General features: G+C 65.4%; 17 protein-coding genes. 10 read left to right on the top strand and 7 right to left on the bottom strand.

The features are described from left to right. Window positions 1-121: 121 nt before the first annotated feature. Window positions 122-1,606: a DASS family sodium-coupled anion symporter gene (locus tag J5M73_RS06950; RefSeq protein WP_102864404.1), complete on the top strand. Its 1,485-nt coding sequence runs from the start codon at window positions 122-124 to the stop codon at window positions 1,604-1,606. A gap of 6 nt (window positions 1,607-1,612) precedes the next feature. Here the strand turns inward: J5M73_RS06950 and dapF are convergent, their stop codons facing one another. Then, window positions 1,613-2,407, bottom strand: a complete 795-nt coding sequence (gene dapF, locus J5M73_RS06945) for a diaminopimelate epimerase (RefSeq protein WP_102864405.1) — start codon at window positions 2,405-2,407, stop codon at window positions 1,613-1,615. Between the two features lie 217 nt (window positions 2,408-2,624). Between dapF and J5M73_RS06940 the strand changes: the two genes are divergently transcribed. Together J5M73_RS06940 and J5M73_RS06935 are read left to right on the top strand one after the other, a co-directional pair. Then, window positions 2,625-4,280, top strand: a complete 1,656-nt coding sequence (locus J5M73_RS06940; protein WP_102864406.1) for an MFS transporter — start codon at window positions 2,625-2,627, stop codon at window positions 4,278-4,280. Then, complete coding sequence (locus tag J5M73_RS06935) at window positions 4,277-5,407, top strand: HlyD family secretion protein (protein ID WP_102864407.1); 1,131 nt, start codon at window positions 4,277-4,279, stop codon at window positions 5,405-5,407. Before J5M73_RS06940 ends, J5M73_RS06935 begins: the two co-directional genes overlap by 4 nt. A gap of 185 nt (window positions 5,408-5,592) precedes the next feature. On the opposite strand, the gene copD is transcribed toward J5M73_RS06935, so the two are convergent. Genes copD through J5M73_RS06920 form a run of 3 tightly spaced genes read right to left on the bottom strand, consistent with a single transcriptional unit; the run spans window position 5,593 to window position 7,307 of the window. Beyond that, window positions 5,593-6,468 carry a copper homeostasis membrane protein CopD gene (gene copD / locus J5M73_RS06930; protein WP_207815235.1) on the bottom strand — a complete coding sequence of 292 codons (876 nt, stop codon included), beginning with the start codon at window positions 6,466-6,468 and terminating at the stop codon, window positions 5,593-5,595. 3 nt (window positions 6,469-6,471) lie between these two features. Continuing rightward, window positions 6,472-6,840 (bottom strand): copper homeostasis periplasmic binding protein CopC, encoded by a 369-nt coding sequence (copC, locus tag J5M73_RS06925; protein ID WP_102864408.1) that lies wholly within the window; start codon window positions 6,838-6,840, stop codon window positions 6,472-6,474. Window positions 6,841-6,872: 32 nt separating this feature from the next. Beyond that, window positions 6,873-7,307: a GNAT family N-acetyltransferase gene (locus J5M73_RS06920; RefSeq protein ID WP_102864409.1), complete on the bottom strand. Its 435-nt coding sequence runs from the start codon at window positions 7,305-7,307 to the stop codon at window positions 6,873-6,875. A gap of 264 nt (window positions 7,308-7,571) precedes the next feature. Here J5M73_RS06920 and J5M73_RS06915 point away from each other — a divergent pair, with 264 nt between their 5' ends. Then, entirely contained in the window at window positions 7,572-8,192 is a 621-nt protein-coding gene (locus J5M73_RS06915; protein WP_102864410.1) for a TetR/AcrR family transcriptional regulator, read from the top strand. 351 nt (window positions 8,193-8,543) lie between these two features. On the opposite strand, the gene preA is transcribed toward J5M73_RS06915, so the two are convergent. The 3 genes from preA to hydA all read right to left on the bottom strand — a co-directional run bounded on the left by preA (window position 8,544) and on the right by hydA (window position 13,201). Then, window positions 8,544-9,818, bottom strand: a complete 1,275-nt coding sequence (gene preA, locus J5M73_RS06910; protein WP_102864411.1) for an NAD-dependent dihydropyrimidine dehydrogenase subunit PreA — start codon at window positions 9,816-9,818, stop codon at window positions 8,544-8,546. Further along, the gene (locus tag J5M73_RS06905) at window positions 9,819-11,186 is read right to left on the bottom strand and encodes an NAD(P)-dependent oxidoreductase (protein ID WP_207815380.1); all 1,368 of its coding nucleotides are present in this window, start codon (window positions 11,184-11,186) and stop codon (window positions 9,819-9,821) included. It abuts the gene before it with no gap. Between the two features lie 575 nt (window positions 11,187-11,761). Then, window positions 11,762-13,201, bottom strand: coding sequence for a dihydropyrimidinase (gene hydA, locus J5M73_RS06900; RefSeq protein ID WP_115582248.1), 1,440 nt, complete (start codon window positions 13,199-13,201; stop codon window positions 11,762-11,764). 621 nt (window positions 13,202-13,822) lie between these two features. Between hydA and J5M73_RS06895 the strand changes: the two genes are divergently transcribed. From J5M73_RS06895 to J5M73_RS06870, 6 genes are all read left to right on the top strand, one after another. Then, window positions 13,823-15,310 (top strand): NCS1 family nucleobase:cation symporter-1, encoded by a 1,488-nt coding sequence (locus J5M73_RS06895; RefSeq protein ID WP_207815232.1) that lies wholly within the window; start codon window positions 13,823-13,825, stop codon window positions 15,308-15,310. A 225-nt stretch (window positions 15,311-15,535) separates the two neighbouring features. Beyond that, window positions 15,536-16,813 carry a Zn-dependent hydrolase gene (locus J5M73_RS06890; protein WP_207815230.1) on the top strand — a complete coding sequence of 426 codons (1,278 nt, stop codon included), beginning with the start codon at window positions 15,536-15,538 and terminating at the stop codon, window positions 16,811-16,813. Window positions 16,814-16,934: 121 nt separating this feature from the next. Then, a complete protein-coding gene (locus J5M73_RS06885) occupies window positions 16,935-17,486 on the top strand; it encodes a hypothetical protein (RefSeq protein ID WP_243433701.1) in 552 nt (183 codons plus the stop codon). Window positions 17,487-17,595: 109 nt separating this feature from the next. After that, complete coding sequence (locus J5M73_RS06880; RefSeq protein ID WP_060838862.1) at window positions 17,596-18,564, top strand: aliphatic sulfonate ABC transporter substrate-binding protein; 969 nt, start codon at window positions 17,596-17,598, stop codon at window positions 18,562-18,564. A gap of 149 nt (window positions 18,565-18,713) precedes the next feature. Next, the gene (locus J5M73_RS06875) at window positions 18,714-20,795 is read left to right on the top strand and encodes an ATP-binding cassette domain-containing protein (protein ID WP_207815228.1); all 2,082 of its coding nucleotides are present in this window, start codon (window positions 18,714-18,716) and stop codon (window positions 20,793-20,795) included. Then, window positions 20,792-21,847: a glycine betaine ABC transporter substrate-binding protein gene (locus J5M73_RS06870; protein WP_041117702.1), complete on the top strand. Its 1,056-nt coding sequence runs from the start codon at window positions 20,792-20,794 to the stop codon at window positions 21,845-21,847. The genes J5M73_RS06875 and J5M73_RS06870 overlap by 4 nt, the downstream gene beginning before the upstream one ends. Window positions 21,848-21,858: the final 11 nt, after the last annotated feature.

Genomic DNA, 21,858 nt, shown 5'->3' with positions numbered 1-21,858 from the left:
AACGCGCTTCAACCTAGCGTCGCCGCAAGGGCGGGCAACCCCGCGGCTTGACCTTTATCAACGCGCTTTTGGCGGTTTTGTAGCAAGCTTGGCGCCTCTCCAATTGCAAAGGAAAAGGCCCATGACTACGCCTCCGACAACGGCGCCCGCGGCCAAGGCTGTACTACCGATTGGATTGCTGATCGCCGTGCTGGCCATGATCGGGGTGCTGTTTCTGCCACTGCCCGCCGACCTGCCGGTGGCCGGCCAGCGGATGCTGGCGATCCTCGCCTTCGCGGTGGTGGTGTGGATCAGCGAAGCGGTGTCCTACGAGGCCAGCGCGATCATGATCACTGCACTGATGGCGTTCCTGATTGGCACCGCGCCGACCCTGCAGGACCCGACCCAGGTCTATGGCAGCTCGGCGGCCATCAGTCTGGCGCTGACCGGGTTCTCCAATTCGGCCCTGGCCCTGGTGGCCGGTGCCTTGTTCATCGCCGCCGCCATGACCCACACCGGCCTCGACCGACGCATCGCCCTGGTGACCCTGACCCGGGTCGGCACCAGCACCCGGCGCATCCTCATCGGTGCCATTGCGGTGACCATCCTCCTCAGCCTGCTGGTGCCCAGCGCCACGGCCCGCAGTGCCTGCGTGGTGCCGATCATGATGGGGGTGATCGCCGCGTTCGGCGTCGACAAGCGCTCCAATATCGCCGCCGGGCTGATGATCGTCGTGGCCCAGGGCACCAGCATCTGGAACGTCGGGATCCAGACCGCCGCGGCGCAGAACCTGCTGACCGTGGGCTTCATGGACAAGATGCTCGGCCAGCGCGTGGCCTGGCTCGACTGGCTGATCGCCGGGGCGCCCTGGGCGCTGATCATGTCCCTGGTGCTGCTGTGGCTGGTGCTCAAACTGCTGCCGCCGGAAACCGACAGCATCCCCGGCGGCAAGGAGGCGGTGGCCCAGTCCCTGGTGGACATCGGGCCCATGACCGGGCCGCAGAAGCGCCTGTTGGCGGTGTCGCTGTTGCTGCTTTTGGCCTGGTCCACCGAAGGCAAGCTGCACCCCTTCGACACCACGACCACCACCTACGCCGGGCTGGTGATCCTGCTGTTGCCGCGAGTCGGCATCATGACCTGGAAGGACGTGCAGTCGCGCATTCCCTGGGGCACGGTGATCGTCTTCGGGGTCGGCATCAGCCTCGGTTCGGCGCTGCTCAGCACCCAGGCCGGGCAATGGCTGGGCGGGCAGGTGGTGGCCCACACCGGCCTGGACCAGGTCGGGCCTTTGGCGGTGTTCGCGATTCTCGCGGCGTTCCTGATTCTCATTCACCTGGGGTTCGCCAGTGCCACGGCCCTGACCTCGGCCTTGCTGCCGATCCTGATTGCCGTGCTGCAAACCCTGCCGGGCGAGTTCAGCCGCCTGGGCATGACCATGCTCCTGGGCTTTGTCGTCAGCTACGGTTTCATCCTGCCGATCAACGCGCCGCAGAACATGGTCTGCCTGGGTACCGAGACCTTCAATGCCCGGCAGTTCGCCAAGGTCGGGCTGCTGGTGACGCTGATCGGCTACCTGTTGATGCTGGTGTTCGCCATGACCTGGTGGAAATGGCTGGGCTGGATGTAGAGCCCTTCACAGTGACCCGCTGAACACCCGGGTCACGCTGCCGGCCAGGCGCACCTTGCCCTGGCCGTCCCAGCTCACCGTCACCGGCCCGCCGTCGCACAGCACCCGCACCGGGCTGTCGAGCAAGCCGCGACGGATGCCATTGACCGCCGCCGCGCAGGAACAGGAACCGGAGCCCAGGGGGATGGCGCCATGGCGCTCCCAGATGCGCAGGCGGATGGTCTGGCGGTCGATCACCTGGATGAAGTGCACATTGGTCTTGTGTGGAAACAGCGGGTCGCTCTCGATCGTGGGACCCAGGGCGGCCACGTCCAGTTGCTCCAGATCGTCGACGAAAAAACTGCAATGGGGGTTGCCCATGCTGCATGCCGCCGGTGTTCCTGGCAGCGGCAGGTGCAGGCTGTCCAGCTCTCGGGCCAGGGGGACGTCCCGCCAGTCGAACGATGGTCGGCCCATTTCCACGGACACCGACTGATCCTCAAGGCGCAGGCAGTGCTGCAGGCCGCGGGCGGTTGTCACCTGCACCGAGGTGGCACCGCTTTCCTCCATCAGCAGGTCGGCGGCGCCGCGGGTGGCGCTGCCGCAGGTGTCCAGGCTGGAACCATCGGCGTTGAAGAAGGTCAGTTGCGCCGCACTCTCGTGGCAATCGCCGAGCACCACCAACTGATTGAAACCAATGCCGCGTCGGCGATCGCCCAGGGCCCGGGCCCGTTCGGCAGTGATCGGGTTGTCGCGGCCACGGGCATCGATCAGCACGAAGTCGTCGCCATTGGCGTGCATCTTGACAAAGTTCAGCGACATGCGAGCTCCGGTGGGCGAGGGCAGGCGACGCCCGCTTCGCCGGGCGCCAGCGAGGGCAGAATTGCGAAAAAACGCCACCGGCGCCAGCGCCTTAAAATAAAATTCATCCTGCAAGCCTGGGTACTGCCTGGACGGCGGGTTTTTCCGGCACACTGCCGGAGCACCGCGAACATCGCCGGGCGCTGCAACAGCGGCCGGTACAGCACAAGGTCACGGCATGGATCACTACGCCCCGCGCAACTGGCAGCCCCACGAAAAGCCCAGCTTGCCCGGTTCCCCCTCGACACCGCTGCACCCCGGCCACAAGCGCCTGGCCTATGCCCTGGTGGGCTTGCTGGTGGCGATTACCGGCGGCCTGGGCAACTCGCTGGTGATCGCCAATCTGCCGTACCTGCAAGGGGCGCTGGGGGCGACCACCGCGGAAATGGCCTGGTTGCCGGCGGCCTATGTGATGACCAATGTGTCGATGAACCTGCTGCTGGTGAAGTTTCGCCAGCAGTTCGGCCTGCGTGCCTTCACCGAAGTGTTCCTGGTGCTCTACGCCCTGGTGACCTTCGGCCACCTGTTCGTCAACGACCTGAGCTCGGCCATCGCCGTGCGCGCGGCCCATGGCATGGTCGGCGCGGCGCTGAGCTCCCTGGGCCTGTACTACATGGTCCAGGCCTTCCCGGCGAAATGGCGGCTCAAGGCCCTGGTGCTGGGGCTGGGTACTTCGCAGCTGGCCTTGCCCCTGGCCCGGCTGTTTTCCGAGGACCTGCTGCAGATCGCCGAATGGCGCGGCCTGTACCTGTTCGAACTGGGCCTGGCGCTGACCTCCCTGGGCTGCGTGTTCCTGCTCAAGCTGCCGCCGGGGGACCGCTTTCGCACCTTCGAGAAACTCGACTTCCTGACCTTCGCCTTGCTCGCCACAGGCGTTGCCCTGCTGTGTGCGGTGCTGTCCCTGGGGCGCATCGACTGGTGGCTGGCAGCGCCGTGGATCGGCTATGCCAGTGCCGGTTCCATCGTGCTGATCCTGGCCGGGCTGTGCATCGAACATAACCGCAGCAACCCGATGCTGATGACCCGCTGGCTGGGCAGCGGGGCGATGATCCGCCTGGCCCTGGCGGTGATCCTGATTCGCATGGTGCTGTCGGAACAGTCCACCGGCGCCGTGGGGTTTCTCCAGGCGCTGAACATGAGCAGCGAGCAGATGCGCCTGCTCTACGGGGTGATGCTGCTGGGCAGCATCGCCGGGCTGGCCACCAGCGCGCTGACCATCAACCCGGCGCACCTGTTGATGCCGCTGGTCATTTCCCTGGCGCTGATGGCCGTGGGCTCGGTGATGGACAGTTTCTCCAGCAACCTCACGCGCCCGGCCAACATGTACCTCAGCCAGTTCCTCCTGGCCTTTGGCGGCACCTTCTTTCTCGGCCCGACCATGGTCCTGGGCACCCGCAATGTGCTGACCAACCCGCGCAATCTGGTCAGCTTCTCGGTGCTGTTCGGCATCTGCCAGAACCTCGGCGGGCTGATCGGCTCGGCCTTGCTCGGGACCTTCCAGATCGTGCGCGAGAAGTACCACTCCAGCCATATCGTCGAGCAGTTGACCCTGCTCGATCCCCAGGTCCTGGCCCGGGTGCAGAGCGGCGCGGCGGCCTACGGCAAGGTCATCGCCGACCCGGACCTGCGCACCCTGCAAGGCATTCGCAGCCTGGCCAGTGCGGCCACCCGCGAAGCCAACGTGCTGGCCTATAACGATGTATTCATGCTGATCGCGGTGATTGCCGTACTCACCATGCTCTGGATATTCATCCGCAGCCTGTGGCTGATGAGCACGACCCGAGCGGTCGCGCCCGCGGCTCCCGTTCAACAAAGTGGTGCCCCAACTTCATGAGCGAAACCGTCAACCCCACCACCAATGCCATCGCCTCGACTCCCGAGCCCAACGGCCCGCCGAGTCTTCCGGCGACCGAGCCGCGCCCGCTGGCGGTGCGCATCCTCTCGTCCCTGGGCTTTGCCGCCATCGCCATCGTCGGTGTGCTGATCGTGCTCTATGCCTGGCAGCTGCCGCCGTTTTCCAGCGCCATCGAAAGCACCGAGAACGCCCTGGTGCGCGGGCAGGTGACCATCATCGGCCCGCAGCTCAGCGGCTATGTGTTCGAGGTGCCGGTGCAGGACTTCCAGCAGGTCAAGGCCGGCGACCTGCTGGTGCGCCTTGACGACCGCATCTATCGCCAGCGCCTGGACCAGTCCCTGGCGCAACTGGCGGTGCAGAAGGCGGCCCTGGCCAATGCCCTGCAGCAACGCAACAGCGCCGAAGCCACGATCAAGCTGCGCCAGGCCGCTCTGGTCGACAGCCAGGCCCAGGCGCGCAAGAGCGCGGCCGACCTGCAACGCAACCAGGCGCTGATTGCCGACGGTTCGGTGTCCCAGCGTGAGCTGGACGTGACCCGCGCGGCCAACGCCCAGACCGTCGCCGCCGTGGCCCAGGCCCAGGCGCAACTGGACATCGCCCGCCAGGACCTGCAGACGGTGATCGTCAACCGCGGCTCCCTGGAAGCGGCGGTGGCCAGCGCCGAAGCCGCGGTGGCGCTGGCGCGCATTGACCTGTCCAACACCCGCATCCTCGCGCCCCGCGACGGGCAACTGGGGCAGATCGGCGTGCGCCTGGGGGCTTATGTCAACTCCGGCGCCCAGCTCATGGCCCTGGTGCCGAACCAGCTGTGGGTGATGGCCAACATGAAGGAAACCCAGATGGACAATGTGCGGGTCGGGCAGCCGGTGAGTTTTACCGTGGACGCCCTGAACCACCGCACATTCAGCGGCAAGGTGCAGCGGATTTCCCCGGCCACCGGTTCCGAATTCGCCTTGTTGCAGGCCGACAACGCCACCGGCAACTTCGTCAAGATTGCCCAGCGCGTCCCGGTGCGGATCAGCGTCGACCCGGATCAGCCGGAGTTGGAGCGGTTGCGGCCAGGGTTATCGGTGGTGGTCAGCATCGACACCTCCGTCATGCCTTGAACCCTCTCGCCGCGGATCCTCTGTTGCCGCTGCCGCAGGCTGCGACCGGCTGCGCAGCAGACGCCAAGGATGGCGCTCCACCGCGATGCTCCAGACCAGGAGGGGGAGGCCTTGAGATCGCTGAAGGTCCTGCGGACCTTTTCGCCGCCTGCGGCAGCGGCTACAGAGGCGCGGTGCGCGGGAGGTCATGCCGCCTGCATCGGCGGCAAGGTGCCCAGTAACGAAACGGCGGCCACGGCGGCCACACCCAGCAGCCACTCCACCTGCACGCTGCTGCGCAGGCTCGACAGGCGCTGGTCGCAGCCGCGGATGCGCAGGCGATTGAACAGCGCCAGCCCGAGCATGCCCGCCACCAGCAGCACCTTGATCAGCAGGATCAGGGCAAAGCCGCTGAACAATGGCGTCGGCCACCACTGTCCGGTGAGCACCCGGACGTTGATCAGACCGGTGATCAGCAAGCCGCTGACCAGCCCGTAACCCACGCCGCTGAAGCGCTTCAACAAGGGCTCGAGAGACAGCCCCGCGGGTTGGCGCAACACCAGCAACAACACCAGCAAGCCCCCCAACCAGATGGCGACGCAACTTAGATGCACGATCTGATTGAGGATCAGCAACTGCCCCTGCAGCCCATCGAGCATGGCGCCGTGACCCACCGGAGCCAGGGTGGCCAGGAGCAGGGCGCCCAGCCCCAGTTGCAGCGGCAGGCGCCGGCCCAGCGGCGTCAGCAGCAGCCCCAGCAACAGCAGATTGAGCAGTAGGTGCCAGGTCCAGACCTGACCGAAGAAGGTCTTGCCCAGCACCAATTGCACGGTCGCCGGGTCCAGCGCCGCCGACCAGGAGCCGGCCATGCTGGCGGTGATCAGCAACAGCCAGCACAGGCCGCTGCAAAGGCCGATCAGCGTCAACCAGCGGCTGAGCCGATCGAGCTGTCGATGCACGGCGCCATGGCCGTTCTGTGCTGAATCACGGCCCAGCAACAGCGGGCGAAACACCCAGGCCCCCACCAGGGTCAGTACTACCGCAAAGTGCACGAAGCGGCACAGCACCAGCCATGACGCCACGGCTTACGGGCTCACCTTGAAGCTGTAGCTGCCTTCGCTCTTGTGGGTGTCCACCGACACCGCGTGCCACTCCACCTTGTACTCGCCAGCGCGCAGCGGCGTGGCGGCCGGGGTGACCACCAGGGTCTTCTTGTCCGCACCTTCGGTGGCCAGGCTTTTCACTGCGAGGGGGGCACCGTCCTTGCTGATCGTCACTTGAGTGAAGGCCGCTTCCACGCCTTCGGTGAACACTAGGCGCAGTTCATTGGGCGCGGCCACGCTGCTGTCGGCCGCCGGGTTCGAGCTTTTCAGATGGGCGTGGGCGAATACCGAGGAGGCGCCCAGCAGCGAGGCGAGCAGGGCGGTGGTGGTGAAGAGGTTTTTCAGTGACATGAGAGGGTTACCTTTATATAGAGGGCAGGGGCTCAACGATCGCGCAACTGCATGTGGATGATCGGAAACGGCCGGCCTTCGCCATCGGTTTCCGAGCGGCCGCAGTCGACGAAGCCGTAGTGACGATAGAAACCGTGGGCCTGTGGGTTCTGTTCATTGACGTCGACCTTGAGGCCGGGACGGCGAACGTGATTCAGAAGCGTTCGACCGATGCCCTGGCCGCGTTGGGCCGGTTCGATGAACAGCATCTGTACGGTGTTGTCGCTGGTGGCGATAAAGCCTGCGGGGCTGGCGTCGGGGTTTTCGAAGACCCAGGTCTCAAGGGCCGGCAGGTAGCTGTCGCGTACCAGCGGGTACAGGCGCTGGATGTCGTCTTCAGCAATGAAGTCATGGGTGGCGCGTACCGAACGCTCCCAGAGCGCGGTCAGCAGGGCGTCGTCCGCAGCGACGCGAGGGCGAATCGTCATGAGTGTGTTCCATCAGTAACAGGACAGATGGCCGGCGGTGGGGCAGGGCCGGCATTCGGGCAGAGACCTGTATGCCCGTGTCGCGAGTTAACGCCTGGACGGAGCACCGCAGTGGCTGCTGCAAATGAGCGGGAGGCCGATCCTACTCAATCCGGCCGGGCGGCGAAAGACCCATCGGCGGCGCGCAATGTCGCGGCCCTGACAGCCCCCGCAAGACCCGGGCGAATGCTAGTCTTGCCGCAGACTGTTTTCGTAGGAGCCCTCATGGGCAATCACAAGATCGAGATTCGTCGCAGCAACGTGGAAAAGATCCTCCTGGCGGCCGAGAAAATCTTCGCTGAAAAAGGCTATGCCGGGACCGCCATGGCCGACATCGCCGAAGAAGTGCAACTGCCGCGTTCCAACCTGCACTACTACTTCAGCACCAAGAACGAGCTGTACAGCGCCGTGCTCATGGACCTGCTGGACCTGTGGAAGCAGGACGCCCTGTGCTTCGAGATGTTCGACGACCCGCGCGTGGTGCTCAGCAGCTACATCCGCGCCAAGATGCAGCACTCGCGCAGCCGGCCCTATGGCTCCAAGGTTTGGGCCAACGAAATCATCCATGGCGCGCCGACCCTGGGCGCGGCGCTGGATGCCAGCCTGTACGACTGGGCGAAGATGAAGGAAGCCAAGATCCGCCAATGGGTCGAGGCTGGACGAATCATGCCCGTGGAACCGTCGAGCCTGCTGTACATGATCTGGGCCTCGACCCAGCATTACGCCGACTTCGACCACCAGGTGATGATCCTCAACGACCACCAGCCGCTGTCGGACCTGCAATTCGAACGCGCGGTGCAGACTGTCACCAGCGTCATCCTGCGCGGCATCGGCCTGGAGCCCTGAGCAACAGCAGCGGCCACACGACCCCCCCCGACCCTCCGCAATTCCTGTAGCCGCTGCCGAGCCTGCGAGGCTGCGAAAAGGCCCGCAGGGCCTTGCTTGGCGATCGTCCGCCAATCCTCTGTTGGCCTCAAGAACGCCGCGAGCGTACCGCTCGTTCGCAGCCTGCGGCAGCGGCTACACGAAACCATCCGATCCCCGCAATTCCTGTAGCCGCTGCCGAGCCTGCGAGGCTGCGAAAAGGCCCGCAGGGCCTTGCTTGACAGTCTCCCGCCACTCCTCTGTTGGCCTCACGAGCACCGCGAGCGTACCGCTCGTTCGCAGCCTGCGGCAGCGGCTACAAGTGGTGCGGTGTTACACGGCTTCGCGGTAGGGGTTGCGCGGGTCGTGCTGCCAGTCGAGGAAGGGTTTGCCCGTGTCCTGGGGCACCATTTCGATGCAGTCCTGCACCGGGCAGGTGATCTGGCACAGGTTGCAGCCCACGCATTCGTCGTCGATCACTTGATAGGTGTGGGTGCCGTCGGCCTGGCGGATGCTGGCAATTGCCTGGTGCGAAGTGTCTTCGCAGGCGATATGGCAACGGCCGCAACCGATGCACGCCTCCTGGTCAATTTTTGCGATCACCTGATAGTTGATGTCCAGGTACTTCCAGTCGGTGGTGTTGCCCACCGCGCGCCCGGAGAAGTCCTGCAGGCTGTGGTAGCCCTGGCTGTCCATCCACCGCGACAGGCCGTCCTTCATCTCGTCGACGATGCGAAAGCCATGCAGCATCGCCGCCGTACACACCTGCACCGCGCCGCAGCCCAGGGCCACGAACTCCGCCGCATCGCGCCAGCTGCCGATGCCGCCAATGCCGCAGATCGGCAGGCCGCGGGTCTGCGGGTCACGGGCAATCTCGGCCACCATGTTCAGGGCAATCGGCTTGACCGCCGAGCCGCAGTAGCCGCCGTGGGTGCTCTGGTTGCCCACCATCGGGTGGGCCACCATGCGCTCCAGGTCGACGCTGGTGATGGAGTTGATGGTGTTGATCAACGACACCGCATCGGCGCCGCCGCGGTGGGCGGCGCGGGCGGCCATGCGGATGTCGGTGATGTTGGGCGTCAGCTTGACGATCACCGGCAGCGAGCAGTAGGTCTTGCACCAGCGGGTCACCTGCTCGACGTACTCCGGCACCTGGCCCACCGCCGCGCCCATGCCCCGTTCCGGCATGCCGTGGGGGCAGCCGAAGTTCAGCTCGATGCCGTCGGCGCCGGTGGCTTCCACCAGGGGCAGGATGGCTTTCCAGGATTCCTCGACGCAGGGCACCATCAGCGACACGATCAAGGCGCGATCCGGCCAGTCCTTCTTCACCTGGGTGATTTCCTTGAGGTTGATCTCCAGGGAACGGTCGGTGATCAGCTCGATGTTGTTGATGCCCATGACCTCGCGGTTCGGTCCGAAATGCGCGGAATAACGCGACGATACGTTGACCGCCGCCGGGTCCTCGCCCAGGGTTTTCCAGACCACGCCGCCCCAGCCGGCCTCGAAGGCACGGACCACGTTGTAGGCCTTGTCGGTGGGCGGTGCGGAGGCCAGCCAGAACGGGTTGGGCGCCTTGATACCAGCAAAGACAATCGATAGATCGGCCATTTACGCAGCCTCCACGTTGAGCATGAGTTGGGCATGCATGGCTTCTGCGGCCAGCTTGCCGTGTTGCACTGCCTGCACGGTCAGGTCCTGGCCGAGGCTGACGCAATCGCCGCCGGCGTAGACCCCGGGAATGCTGGTGCGCAGCTGTTCGTCCACCTGGATACGTTCCCCACAACGCTGCAGTTCCCGCGCCAGTGGATCGGCCAGGGCACCGCCGTCGAACGACTGGCCGATGGCCTTGAAGATCGCGTCGGCCGCCAGCTCGAAGGTTTCCCCGGTGTGTTGCAAACGGCCTTCTTGCATGTGGGTGCGGGCGAAGCGCATGCCGCGCACCCGGCCCTGGTCATCCAGCAGCACGTCTTGCGGTGCGGCCCAGGTCAGCAGGCGCACCTGATTGGCCTTGGCGATCTCCTGCTCGTGCCCGGTGGCGCCCATGTCCTCGACGCCCCGGCGGTACACCAGGTTGACGTCCCGGGCGCCGAGGCGGGCCATTTGCACCGCCATGTCGATGGCGGTGTTGCCGGCGCCGAGGACGATGCAGCGGTCGGCCAGGGGCAGTTGGCTGAGGTCGTCGGCCTGGCGCAGTTCGCGGATGTAGTCGGTGGCGGCCAGCAGCCCGGGGGCGTCTTCATGCTCCAGCCCCAGCTGTTTGCTGGCGGCCAGCCCGAGGCCGAGGAACACCGCATCGAACTCCTGATGCAGTTGGCTCAGGCTCAGGTTGGCGCCGAGTTTATGCCCGTGGCGGATCTCGATGCCGCCAATGCCCAGCAGGAACTCCAGCTCCTGCTGAGCGAAGTCATCCACCAGCTTGTACTTAGCGATCCCGTATTCGTTGAGGCCACCGGCTTTTTCCCGGGCTTCGAAAATCACCACGTCGTGGCCGTGCAGGGCGCTGCGGTGGGCGCAGGACAAACCCGCCGGGCCGGCGCCGACCACGGCGATGCGCTTGCCGGTGGGCGCGGCGCGCTGGAACGGGTGCTCGGTGAAGTGTGCATTGTCCAGGGCATAGCGTTGCAGCAGGCCGATCAGCACCGGCGCGCACTCTTGGGCGTTGTTGCGCACGCAGGCCTGCTGGCAGAGGATTTCGGTGGGGCAGACCCGGGCGCAACTGCCGCCGAGGATATTGGCCGAGAGAATCTTCTGCGCCGCGCCCTGGACGTTGTCGGTGTGGATATTGCGGATGAACGAAGGAATGTCGATCTCGCTGGGGCAGGCGTTGACGCAGGGCGCGTCGTAGCAATACAGGCAGCGCGAGGCTTCCAGATGGGCCTGGCGGGCGTTGAGTGGTGGCGCCAGATCGCTGAAATGGCCGGCCAGGGTGGCGCCGTCCAGGGTCGGGTGGGGCAAGTGGTTCAAGGTCTTGATCACGGTTTTGGCCTCACGGTTTTTCATCTGCCTCTGACGGGCATAGGTGTTCACGAAACTGCTAGCTGTCCTGTCGTCCTGCCATCCTGTAGCCGCTGCCGAGCCTGCGAGGCTGCGAAAAGGCCCGCAGGCCTTGCCTGACGATCTCCCGCCAACCCTCTGGTGGCCGCAAGAACGCCGCGAGCGTACCGCTCGTTCGCAGCCTGCGGCAGCGGCTACACGAAGCCCCGATCCCTGCAATCCCTGTAGCCGCTGCCGAGCCTGCGAGGCTGCGAGAAGGCCCGCAGGGCCTTGCCTGGCGATCTCTTGCCAACCCTCTGGTGGCCTCAAGAACGCCGCGAGCGTATCGCTCGTTCGCAGCCTGCGGCAGCGGCTACACGAAGCCCTGATCCCCGCTATCGCTGTAGCCGCTGCCGAGCCTGCGAGGCTGCGAAAAGGCCCGCAGGGCCTTGCTTGGCGATCTCCCGCCAACCCTCTGGTGGCCTCAAGAACGCCGCGAGCGTGCCGCTCGTTCGCAGCCTGCGGCAGCGGCTACACAGAGCGTGACAGAGCGTGGATTGCATTGGGGCATTCCGGGGTCAGCGTTTGACGGCGGTCGGTTTGTGCCGCTCGGCGCGCTTGCTCAACAGGTCGAACACCGCCGGGTAGGCCGGGCGTTCGATGTAGCGACCGGCGCCGCGTTCGGCTCGCAGGTCGCCGTCGGCCCAGACCAGCTTGCCCTGGCTGATGGTGTGGCTGGGCACGCCGCGCACGGTCTTGCCTTCGAAGATGTTGAAGTCCACCTGCTGGTGGTGGGTCTTGGCGGAGATGGTCCGCGTGCCTTGCGGGTCCCAGAGCACCAGGTCGGCATCGGCGCCGACGCGGATCGCGCCCTTGCGCGGGTAGAGGTTGAAGATCTTCGCGGTGTGGGTGGAGGTCAGGGCCACAAACTCCTGCATCGACAGGCGTCCGCTGTTGACCCCTTCATCCCAGAGCACGGCCATGCGGTCCTCGATGCCGGCGGTGCCGTTGGGGATCTTGCTGAAGTCGTCGCGGCCGGCGGCTTTCTGCTCGGCGCAGAAACAGCAGTGGTCGGTGGCGGTGGTGTGCAGGTTGCCCGATTGCAGGCCGTGCCACAGCGCTTCCTGGTGGCCACGAGGGCGGAAGGGTGGGCTCATCACGTAACCGGCGGCGGTCTGCCAGTCCGGGTCGCGGTACACGCTGTCGTCCAGCAGCAGGTGGCCGGCCAGCACTTCACCGTAGACCGGTTGGCCCTTGCTGCGGGCGTAGGTGATTTCGTCCAGCGCCTCTTTGGTCGAGACGTGCACCAGGTACAGCGGCGTGCCCAGGGTTTCGGCGATACGGATCGCCCGGCTGGCGGCCTCGCCTTCCACTTGCGAGGGCCGCGACAGTGGATGGGCTTCCGGCCCGGTGATGCCCTGGGCCAGCAGCTTGCGCTGCAGGTGGTACACCAGCTCGCCGTTTTCCGCGTGCACCGTGGGCACCGCGCCCAGTTCCAGGCAGCGCTCGAAGCTGGCCACCAGGGTGTCGTCGGCGGCCATGATGGCGTTCTTGTAGGCCATGAAGTGCTTGAAACTGTTGATGCCGTGGTGCTGCACCAGCTCGGCCATTTCCTCGCGCACCTGTTCGCTCCACCAGGTGATGGCCACGTGGAAGCCGTAGTCGCTGGCGGATTTCTCGGCCCAGCCGCGCCACTGGTGGAAGGCCTCCAGCAACGACTGCTGCGGGTTGGGAATCACGAAGTCGATGATCGAGGTGGTGCCCCCCGCCAGGCCCGCCGCGGTGCCGCTGAAGAAGTCTTCGCTGGCCACGGTGCCCATGAAGGGCAGTTGCATGTGGGTGTGGGGATCGATGCCGCCGGGCATCAAGTACTGGCCGCTGCCGTCGAGTACTTCACAGCCGGCGGGAATATCCAGATTGTTGCCGATGGCGCGAATTAGACCGCCTGCGCAGAGTACATCGGCTTTGTAACTTTCATCATGGGTAATAACGGTGGCGCCACGGATCAACAGAGACATTCCGAGTTCCTCGCAGGCATGACCGACTGGTGTCGGTTCTAACTTTTTTATTGAACGCGCTGACAACTTAATAATCCTGTCAGCGGTGTCAGGATTAGAAGCTAGCCGGAGTTCAAAGAAACAGCAAGAATATTTTATATAAGCTTATATTCAATTTAACTTATTGAAAAATAACGATAAATAATGCAAATCCGCAAAATGGTGCGGCTCATCACCATTTTGACGCACTTGACAGGATCGAAAAATAGTCGAGATTTCCTATGTCAAATCAGCTGCTTGAGGAGTCGCGAGAAAGACTAATCGATAACTTGGAAAACTAACGTGCACCGCTTTGGGTCCTGACCAAACGGACAACTTGCCAAACACCCGGCCTGAGTGAGTTGGCAACTAACCGAGGGCTGCAAAGTTGGTTGAATAAAACTGAGTGGTATCAGTTGTTTACATGGATTTCGCACACTGTGCAGTAGCGAGTTCGGCCTTAGTTGGCATCTTTATTGAGTGCCGCCGCAGATCGCTGGCCAGGAGGGCGGAAGTCGTCAGTTCTCCGGCCATCGTCCGGCGCGCTGTTCCTGAGTGCGCCGGCCTGATGAGCAAAATAATCAGAACAACAGTGGAGCGGCCATGCAACAGATCAGATCCCAGGTGACCGAGCGCGAAGGCTTGTACGAGCTGGACGCCGGCAGCGACGTGCTCGACAGCCCCCGTTACAACCACGACATCGCACCAACCAAGGTCCAGGAACGCACCTGGAACAAATGGCACATCACCGCACTGTGGATCGGCATGTCGATCTGCGTGCCCACCTACACCCTGGGCGGGGTACTGACCGCCTACTTCGGCCTCAGCGTCGGCGAGGCGCTGCTGGCGATCCTGCTGGCCAATATCGTGGTGCTGGTGCCCCTGACCCTCAACGCCTTTGCCGGCACCAAGTACGGCATTCCCTTCCCGGTGCTGCTGCGCTCGTCGTTCGGCATCATCGGCTCCAACGTGCCGTGCCTGATCCGCGCCCTGGTGGCCTGCGGCTGGTTCGGCATCCAGACGATGTTCGGCGGGTTGGCGATCCACCTGTTCCTGGGCTCGATCTTCGAGGGCTGGAAGGCCCTGGGCGGCACCGGCGAGGTGATCGGCTTCATGATCTTCTGGACCCTCAACCTGTGGGTGGTGCTGCGCGGCGCCGAGTCGATCAAGTGGCTGGAAACATTGTCTGCGCCGCTGCTGGTGGCGGTGGGCATCGGCCTGCTGGTGTGGGCCTTGCCCAGCGTGTCGCTGACTGAGTTGCTGGCAATCGCGCCCAAGCGTCCCGAGGGCGCCAGCGTCACGGGTTACTTCATGGCCGGGCTCACGGCGATGGTCGGCTTCTGGGCCACCTTGTCGCTGAACATTCCCGACTTCAGCCGCTACGCGAAGAGCCAGAAGGACCAGATCCTCGGGCAGATCTTCGGCCTGCCGCTGACCATGTTCCTGTTCGCCGCCCTGGGGGTGGTGATGACCGCCGCCTCGGTGAAGCTGGTGGGCGTCACCGTATCCGATCCGGTGAGCCTGATCGGCCACATCCAGAGCCCGGGCTGGGTAGCCCTGGCCATGGCGCTGATCATCATCGCCACCTTGTCCACCAACACCGCGGCCAACATCGTCTCGCCCACCAACGACTTCCAGAACCTGGCGCCCAAGCTGATCGGTCGCACCACCGCGGTGATCCTCACTGGCCTGGTGGGGCTGGCGCTGATGGGCCACGAACAGCTGAAAAAGCTCGGCCTGCTGATTTCCGACGTCAGTCTGGAGACGGTGTATTCCAACTGGCTGCTGGGTTACTCCAGCCTGCTGGGGCCGATCGCCGGGATCATGGTGGTGGACTATTTCCTGATCAAGAAACAGCGCCTGGACCTGGCCGGCCTGTACCGCGACGACGTCTACCCGGCATGGAACTGGCACGGTTTCATCGCCTTCGGCGTACCGGTGGCCCTGACCCTGATGTCCCTGGGCAGCAGCGCCTTCAACTGGTTCTACAGCTACGGCTGGTTTACCGGTTCGGCCCTGGGCGGGTTGATCTACTACGGCCTGTGCACCTGGCGCAGCACCCAGGTGGCGACCGCCAAGACCCCAACATGAACACCCAGCCAGCGCTCACGTGCTTACCACATACGCGCGGTTTTTTGTAGGCGCTGGCTTGCCAGCGAAGACGTCGGCACGGGCGACGCACATCTTGCGCGGCCTTTCGCCGGCAAGCGCAACACCGCCCGGCCTGCTCCTACCGATTGTTGCTAGGCCGTTATCCCGGGTGATTGCGTCATGCATCCCCCGACAAAATCAGAAGAAATGCCTGAGGAGATCACCATGAACGCTGCCGTCGAGGTTCTGCAATCCAGCCATCAGCACATCAACCGCGACCGCCTGTGGCAGTCGCTCATGCAACTGGCCCAGCTCGGCGCCACGGTCAAGGGCGGGGTCTGCCGTCTGGCCCTGACCGACCTCGACCGCCAGGCCCGCGACCTGTTCGTGAAGTGGTGCGAGGAGGCCGGTTGCACGGTCACGGTGGACGGCATCGGCAACATCTTCGCCCGCCGCCCCGGGCGCAATCCGCAGCTGCCACCGGTGATGACCGGCAGCCATATCGACACCCAGCCCACCGGCGGCAAGTTCGACGGCTGCTTTGGCGTGCTGGCCGGGGTGGAAGTGCTGCGCACCCTCAATGACCTCAAGCTGGAGACCGAGGCGCCCCTGGAAGTGGTGGTGTGGACCAACGAAGAAGGCTCGCGCTTCCCGCCGTGCATGATGGGCTCCGGGGTGTTCGCCGAGAAATTCACCCTAGAGGACACCCTGGCCAAGACCGACGCCGAGGGCGTCAGCGTCGGCGAGGCGCTGAACGCCATCGGCTACGCCGGTACGCGCCCGGTCAGCGGGCACCCGGTGGGTGCCTATTTCGAGGCGCACATCGAGCAAGGCCCGATCCTGGAAGACGAGCGCAAGACCATCGGTGTGGTGCTGGGCGCCCTCGGCCAGAAGTGGTTCGACCTCAAGCTGCGAGGGGTCGAAGCCCACGCCGGCCCGACCCCCATGCACCTGCGCAAGGACGCCCTGGTGGGCGCTGCCGCGGTGGTGGCGGCGGTCAATCGTGCGGCCCTGGGGCACCAGCCCCATGCCTGCGGCACCGTCGGCTGCCTGCAAGCCTACCCGGGCTCGCGCAACGTGATTCCGGGGGAGGTGCGCATGACCCTGGACTTCCGCCACCTGGAGCCGGAGCGCCTGGATTCGATGATTGCCGAGGTGCGCCAGGTGATCGACAACACCTGCGAAGAGCACGGCCTGAGCTTCGAACTGACCCCCACCGCGGACTTCCCGCCGCTGTACTTCGACCCCGTCTGTGTCGAAGCCGTGCGCGGAGCCGCGCAGGGCTTGGGTCTGTCCCACATGGACATCGTCAGCGGCGCCGGGCACGACGCGATCTTCGTCGCCGAGCTGGGCCCGGCGGGGATGATCTTCGTGCCCTGCGAAGGCGGCATCAGCCACAACGAAATCGAAAACGCCGACCCCGACGACCTGGCCGCCGGCTGCGCCGTGCTGCTGCGGGCCATGCTCGCCGCCTCCCAATCCATCGCCCAGCGCCAACCTTAGGAGTCGGCCTGCCGGCGAAGGGGCCCGCCAGAGGTGGGCCGCCGACACCTTCGCCGGCAAGGCGCATCGTCAGGTGCTCGGCTGGCGTACACTGGCGAACTTTTCGCACGGGATGTCGACTATGCACAGGATGGCGCTTTGTCTGGCCCTGGCTCTGAGCCTGGGTGGCTGTATCGATTACAAATGGGGCCACGACTGGAAGGCCGACAGCCTCGGCGGTTGGCAGGACGCCAGCAAGGGAAGCTATGACCGGGGCACCTCGTTCAAGCTGGCCTGCGGGCCCGAGCCGCTGTATGTGAAGCTGACCTCCGCGCCGTCCCACCATCTGATGTCGCTGCTGTTCATCCCCCTGGTCCCGGCGGCCACCGGCGATGACAACCATCTGAGCATCAACGCCCGCCACCCCAGCCTCTCGGCCTGTTCGGCAGCGCAGAACCCCCTGGTGATCAAACTGGACAACCGGGTGATCAGCCATATCGGCTACGCGGCAGGTGACCAGGCGGGCAGTTGCGAGCTGCGGCTGGACGAGCGCGAGTTGCAGGGCGAGCGGGTGTCGATCGAGGTCAATCAGGCCGTGCTGCCTTGCGCCGTGGCACCGCTGACCTTGAAGAAAAACGGCTTCTTCTGCCTGCGCAAAACCGAGTTCGGCGGTTCCAAGCCTTGTGACCGTTAGGGGTGGTCGGTCGCACGAACCTAAGCTAATTCCTAAAAAGTATTTATTTTCGATTTATTAGATCGATTAGCTTTTAGCGACTGTCCTGTCTCCGAGAAGGTTCGCCCCCATGCGCCTGCCCTTTGCTTTGCGTCGTAGCTTGTCGATTACCGCCCTGGCCGGTCTGGCGCTGGGCATGGCCCTCAATGCCCAGGCCGATACCGACCTGCGCATCGGCTACCAGAAATCCTCGACCCTGCTGGCGCTGCTCAAGGCCCAGGGCACCCTGGAAAAACAACTGGCGGGGCAGGGCGTCAACATCACCTGGCACGAGTTCACCAGTGGCCTGCCGCTGGCGGAGTCGCTGAACGTGGGCAACGTCGACATCAGTGCCGATGTCGCCGACACGGTGCCGGTCTTCGCCCAGGCCGCCGGGGCCCAGCTGACCTATTTCGCCACTGAAACCCCATCCCCCGCGGCTCAGTCCATCGTCATCCCCAAGGATTCGCCGCTCAAATCCCTGGCCGACCTCAAGGGCAAGCGCATTGCCGTGACCAAGGCCGCCGGCAGCCATTACCTGCTGATCGCCGCCTTGCGCGAAGCGGGCTTGAGCTTCGCCGATATCCAGCCGGTGTACCTGACCCCGGCCGATGGCCGCGCGGCCCTGGAAACCGCCAAGGTCGATGCCTGGGTCACCTGGGAGCCCTTCGTCGCCAGCGCCCAGCGCCAGCAGGGCGCGCGGGTGCTGCACGACGGCCAGGGGCTGGCCAGTTACCGCCGCTATTACCTGGCCTCCAACGACTACGCCAAGGCCCATCCCGAGGTGCTGAACCAGGTGTTCGCCGAGTTGCAGAAGACCGGCGCCTGGGTCAAGGCACACCCGAGCGAGGCGGCCAAACTGCTGGGCCCGCTGTGGGGCAACCTGGACGTGCCGACGGTAGAGCTGGCCAACAGCCGCCGCACCTACCAGGTGGAAGCGGTCAAGCCCGATGCCCTGGGCGAGCAGCAGAAAATCGCCGATGCCTTCTACCAGGAAAAGCTCTTGCCCAAGCCGGTGGATGCCCGTGCCGTGCAGTTGTGGAGCCCCAAGAAGTTGTGATCGCTGGTTAGATTGCCTTCGCTGGCAAGCCAGCTCCTACATGCACCACGCGATGCCGTTGTAGGAGCCGGCTTGCCGGCGAACAGGTCCCCCCTTTTTTCTTGTTCACCGCCGGTTACGCCATCCCGCGCCCGGCGTCAGGAGTTCCCGTGTCTGCCGTTCACCCCCAAGAGGCTTTCGCCGTCTCAGCCTCAGCCGCCACGCCACCGAGCCCCGCCGACGTGGTGCTGGAGTTGCGCAACCTGACCAAGCACTACACCCGCCGCCGTGGCCAGAGCGCGCCGCCGGCGGTGCAGCAGGTCAGCCTCAAGGTGCGCCGTGGCGAAGTGCTGTGCCTGATGGGCACCTCCGGCAGCGGCAAGTCCACCTTGCTGCGGCATATCAACCGGCTGATCGAGCCCAGCAGTGGCGAGGTGCTGATCGACGGTTCGGCCATCAGCCAGCTGTCGGCCCAGGAACTGCGCACCCTGCGTTCGCGGCGCATCGGCATGGTGTTCCAGCACTTCGGCCTGCTGCCCCATCGCAGCGTGCGCGACAACGTCGCCTTGCCCCTGGAGCTGCGCGGCGAGCCCGAGGCCCTGCGTCACGCCGCGGCGGATGTGCAACTGCAGGCCATGGGCCTGGACGGCTGGGGCGAGCACTATCCCCATGAGCTGTCCGGCGGCATGCAGCAGCGGGTCGGGCTGGCCCGGGCGCTGGTCAGCGAGCCGGACATCCTGCTGATGGACGAACCCTTCAGCGCCCTGGACCCGACCATTCGCCGGGATCTGCAAAGCCACTTTCTGCGGGTGGTGCGCGAGCGCGGCATCACCACCTTGCTGGTGACCCACGACCCGGCCGAAGCCCTGCGCCTGGCGGACCGCATTGCCGTATTGCGCCACGGCCAGCTGATTCAACTGGGCACCCCCGCCGAACTGCTGGAGCAGCCGGCGGATGCCGAAGTGGCGGACTTCTTCCAGGAGCACGGTGCCCGCAGCGCTGCGCCTGCGGTGGCGGCGATTGCCCCGCACCCGCGCGCGACGACCCCGGCTCCGGCCCCGGTCAGCCCCGGGCTGTCCCTGGCCCAGGCCCTGCTGCTGGGGCCCGCGGCCCTGGCCGCCAGCGGTCGCGGTAGCCTGTACTGGCTGGGCTTTGCCCTGGAGCTGGGCGCCGCCGCAGCCTTGGGGCAGGGGCTGGCCACGGCCGGTTTCGCCTGGGTCGCCTTGGCGCTCATCGGCTTGCTGTCCAGCCGCCTGTTGAGTGTGACCCTGGCCCGCCGTCCCAGCCGCCTGGGCCGCTCCGGCTGGCGCCTGCCGTGGCTGGTGTTGCTGCTGTCCCAGGCCCTGGTGCTGTGGCGGGTACTGGCCGCCGATGCCTCTGGCCCCTGGCTGCAGTTTCCCGCCGACCGCCAAGTGCTGCTGGGCACCGCGGCGGCCATCGACCAGTTGATCGGCTGGTCCCAGGTCACCTTTGAAAGCAGCTTTGTCGGCGTGATAGTCGCCGTGCGCACGGTGATCGAAAGCATCGAAAGCCTGCTGGGCTGGCTGCCCTGGCCGGTGCCGGCCCTGGCCCTGGTGCTGCTGGCCTGGCGTAGCGCCGGCGCCGCCCTGGCCCTGACCAGCGCCGCGGCCTTGCTCTACATCGGCCTGTTCGGCTTCTGGGAACGGACCATCGCCACCCTGGCCCTGGTGGGTTCCTCGGTGCTGATCTCGCTGTTGATCGGCGTGCCGGCCGGCATCCTCCTGGCCAAGCGCGCCCTGGCCCGGCGCCTGATCACTCCCTTGCTGGACGTGATGCAGACCCTGCCGACCTTCGTGTACCTGATCCCGGCGGTGGCGTTCTTCTCGGTGGGCAAGACCCCGGCGGTGATCGCCACGGTGATCTTCGCCCTGGCGCCGATGATCCGCCTTACCGCCCTGGGGATTCAGGAAGTGCCCAAGACCGCCGTCGAAGCCGCCCTGGCCCACGGCGCCACGCCGTGGCAGATCCTGACCAAGGTCGAGCTGCCCCTGGCCGCGGGTTCCTTGCTGCTGGGGATCAACCAGACCCTGGTGATGAGCCTGTCGATGGTGGTGGTGGCGGCGCTGATCGGCGCCGGTGGCCTGGGCTACGACGTGATGACCGCGCTGCGCAACATCAAGGGCGGCGAGGGCATGTTGGCCGGCGCCGCGATCGTGTTCTGCGCGCTGATTCCCGATCGAATCATTCAAGCGACCCTGCGCCAGCGGGATCGCACATTGCATCAATCATGAGGTGTCCCTTGAACAAGTCGTTTACCCGTACCCTTGGCGCCGCCGCGCTGTTGTTGGGTCTGTCCCTGCCGGTGCTGGCCAAGGACAAGATCGTCATTGGCGAACAGAACTGGACCGGCGCCATCGCCATCCAGAACATCCTCGGCGAAGTGATCAAGAGCCGCCTCGACGGCGACGTTTCCTACCTCGCCGGTGACGTACCGGTGCTGTTTGCTGCTGCCGCCAAGGGCGACGGCTCGGTGGACGTGCTGACCGACATCTGGCTGCCTAACCAGTCCGCCGCCTGGGCCAAGTACGTCACCGGCGGCACCCGCTCCCTGGTGCCCAACAAGCAGCCGTACCTGGGGGTGCAAGGCTTCTACATTCCCGGTTACCTGCAAGATAAATACGGCGTTAAGTCGGTCTACGACCTGCAAAAGCCCGAAGTGGCGAAACTCTTCGAACCCCTGGGCGGCGGCAAGGCCCAACTGCTGGTGGGCCCGGCGGGCTGGGAGTCGACCTACATCGGCCAGATCAAGGCCAAGGATTTTGGCTTTGCCGACAAATTCGAATCGGTGTCCACCGAAGCCTCGGTGACCTACGCCAAGCTCGCCGCGGCCTACAAGGCCCAGCGCGGCGTGGTGTTCTACGCCTACACCCCGGACTGGATCTTCTCCGCCTTCGACCTGCGCCGCCTGGATGAACCGGCGTTCGACGGCTACGCCCAGGACAACAAGAAGGGCGACCCGCTGTACAAGGCCGACGGCTGCTGGAAATTCATCAGCCCCACGGTGGACGCCGACTGGCTGAGCAAGAGCAAGATCACCTGCGCCTACCCGGATGCCCGGGTGTATGTCCTGGCGTCCAGCGCTTTGCAAAAACGCGCACCACGGATCGCCGCGTTCCTGGAGAACTTCAGCATCGAACCCCAGGCCTTGAATGACCTGATCCTCAAGATCGAAAAGGAACAGCAGCCGGCGGCGCAGGCGGCCAAGGAATGGGTCGCCGCGCACCCGCAGATCGTTGATGGCTGGCTGGGTGCCAGCGGTGAAAAAGTGGGAGTGGCGCAATGAGTGGGGCGCCG

This window comes from Pseudomonas sp. 50_B (genome assembly GCF_017491625.1).
GTDB classification, from domain to species: domain Bacteria; phylum Pseudomonadota; class Gammaproteobacteria; order Pseudomonadales; family Pseudomonadaceae; genus Aquipseudomonas; species Aquipseudomonas danubii.
Note: the sequence above shows the minus strand (reverse complement) of the source record. Positions and strands in the feature narration are given on the sequence as shown.

Excerpts from the sequence above, each read along its gene's own strand:
- J5M73_RS06950 (WP_102864404.1), top strand. The coding sequence starts at position 122 with ATGACTACGCCTCCGACAACGGCGCCCGCGGCCAAGGCTGTACTACCG.
- dapF (WP_102864405.1), bottom strand. The coding sequence starts at position 2,407 with ATGTCGCTGAACTTTGTCAAGATGCACGCCAATGGCGACGACTTCGTG.
- J5M73_RS06940 (WP_102864406.1), top strand. The coding sequence starts at position 2,625 with ATGGATCACTACGCCCCGCGCAACTGGCAGCCCCACGAAAAGCCCAGC.
- J5M73_RS06935 (WP_102864407.1), top strand. The coding sequence starts at position 4,277 with ATGAGCGAAACCGTCAACCCCACCACCAATGCCATCGCCTCGACTCCC.
- copC (WP_102864408.1), bottom strand. The coding sequence starts at position 6,840 with ATGTCACTGAAAAACCTCTTCACCACCACCGCCCTGCTCGCCTCGCTG.
- J5M73_RS06920 (WP_102864409.1), bottom strand. The coding sequence starts at position 7,307 with ATGACGATTCGCCCTCGCGTCGCTGCGGACGACGCCCTGCTGACCGCG.
- J5M73_RS06915 (WP_102864410.1), top strand. The coding sequence starts at position 7,572 with ATGGGCAATCACAAGATCGAGATTCGTCGCAGCAACGTGGAAAAGATC.
- preA (WP_102864411.1), bottom strand. The coding sequence starts at position 9,818 with ATGGCCGATCTATCGATTGTCTTTGCTGGTATCAAGGCGCCCAACCCG.
- hydA (WP_115582248.1), bottom strand. The coding sequence starts at position 13,201 with ATGTCTCTGTTGATCCGTGGCGCCACCGTTATTACCCATGATGAAAGT.
- J5M73_RS06895 (WP_207815232.1), top strand. The coding sequence starts at position 13,823 with ATGCAACAGATCAGATCCCAGGTGACCGAGCGCGAAGGCTTGTACGAG.
- J5M73_RS06890 (WP_207815230.1), top strand. The coding sequence starts at position 15,536 with ATGAACGCTGCCGTCGAGGTTCTGCAATCCAGCCATCAGCACATCAAC.
- J5M73_RS06885 (WP_243433701.1), top strand. The coding sequence starts at position 16,935 with ATGCACAGGATGGCGCTTTGTCTGGCCCTGGCTCTGAGCCTGGGTGGC.
- J5M73_RS06880 (WP_060838862.1), top strand. The coding sequence starts at position 17,596 with ATGCGCCTGCCCTTTGCTTTGCGTCGTAGCTTGTCGATTACCGCCCTG.
- J5M73_RS06870 (WP_041117702.1), top strand. The coding sequence starts at position 20,792 with ATGAGGTGTCCCTTGAACAAGTCGTTTACCCGTACCCTTGGCGCCGCC.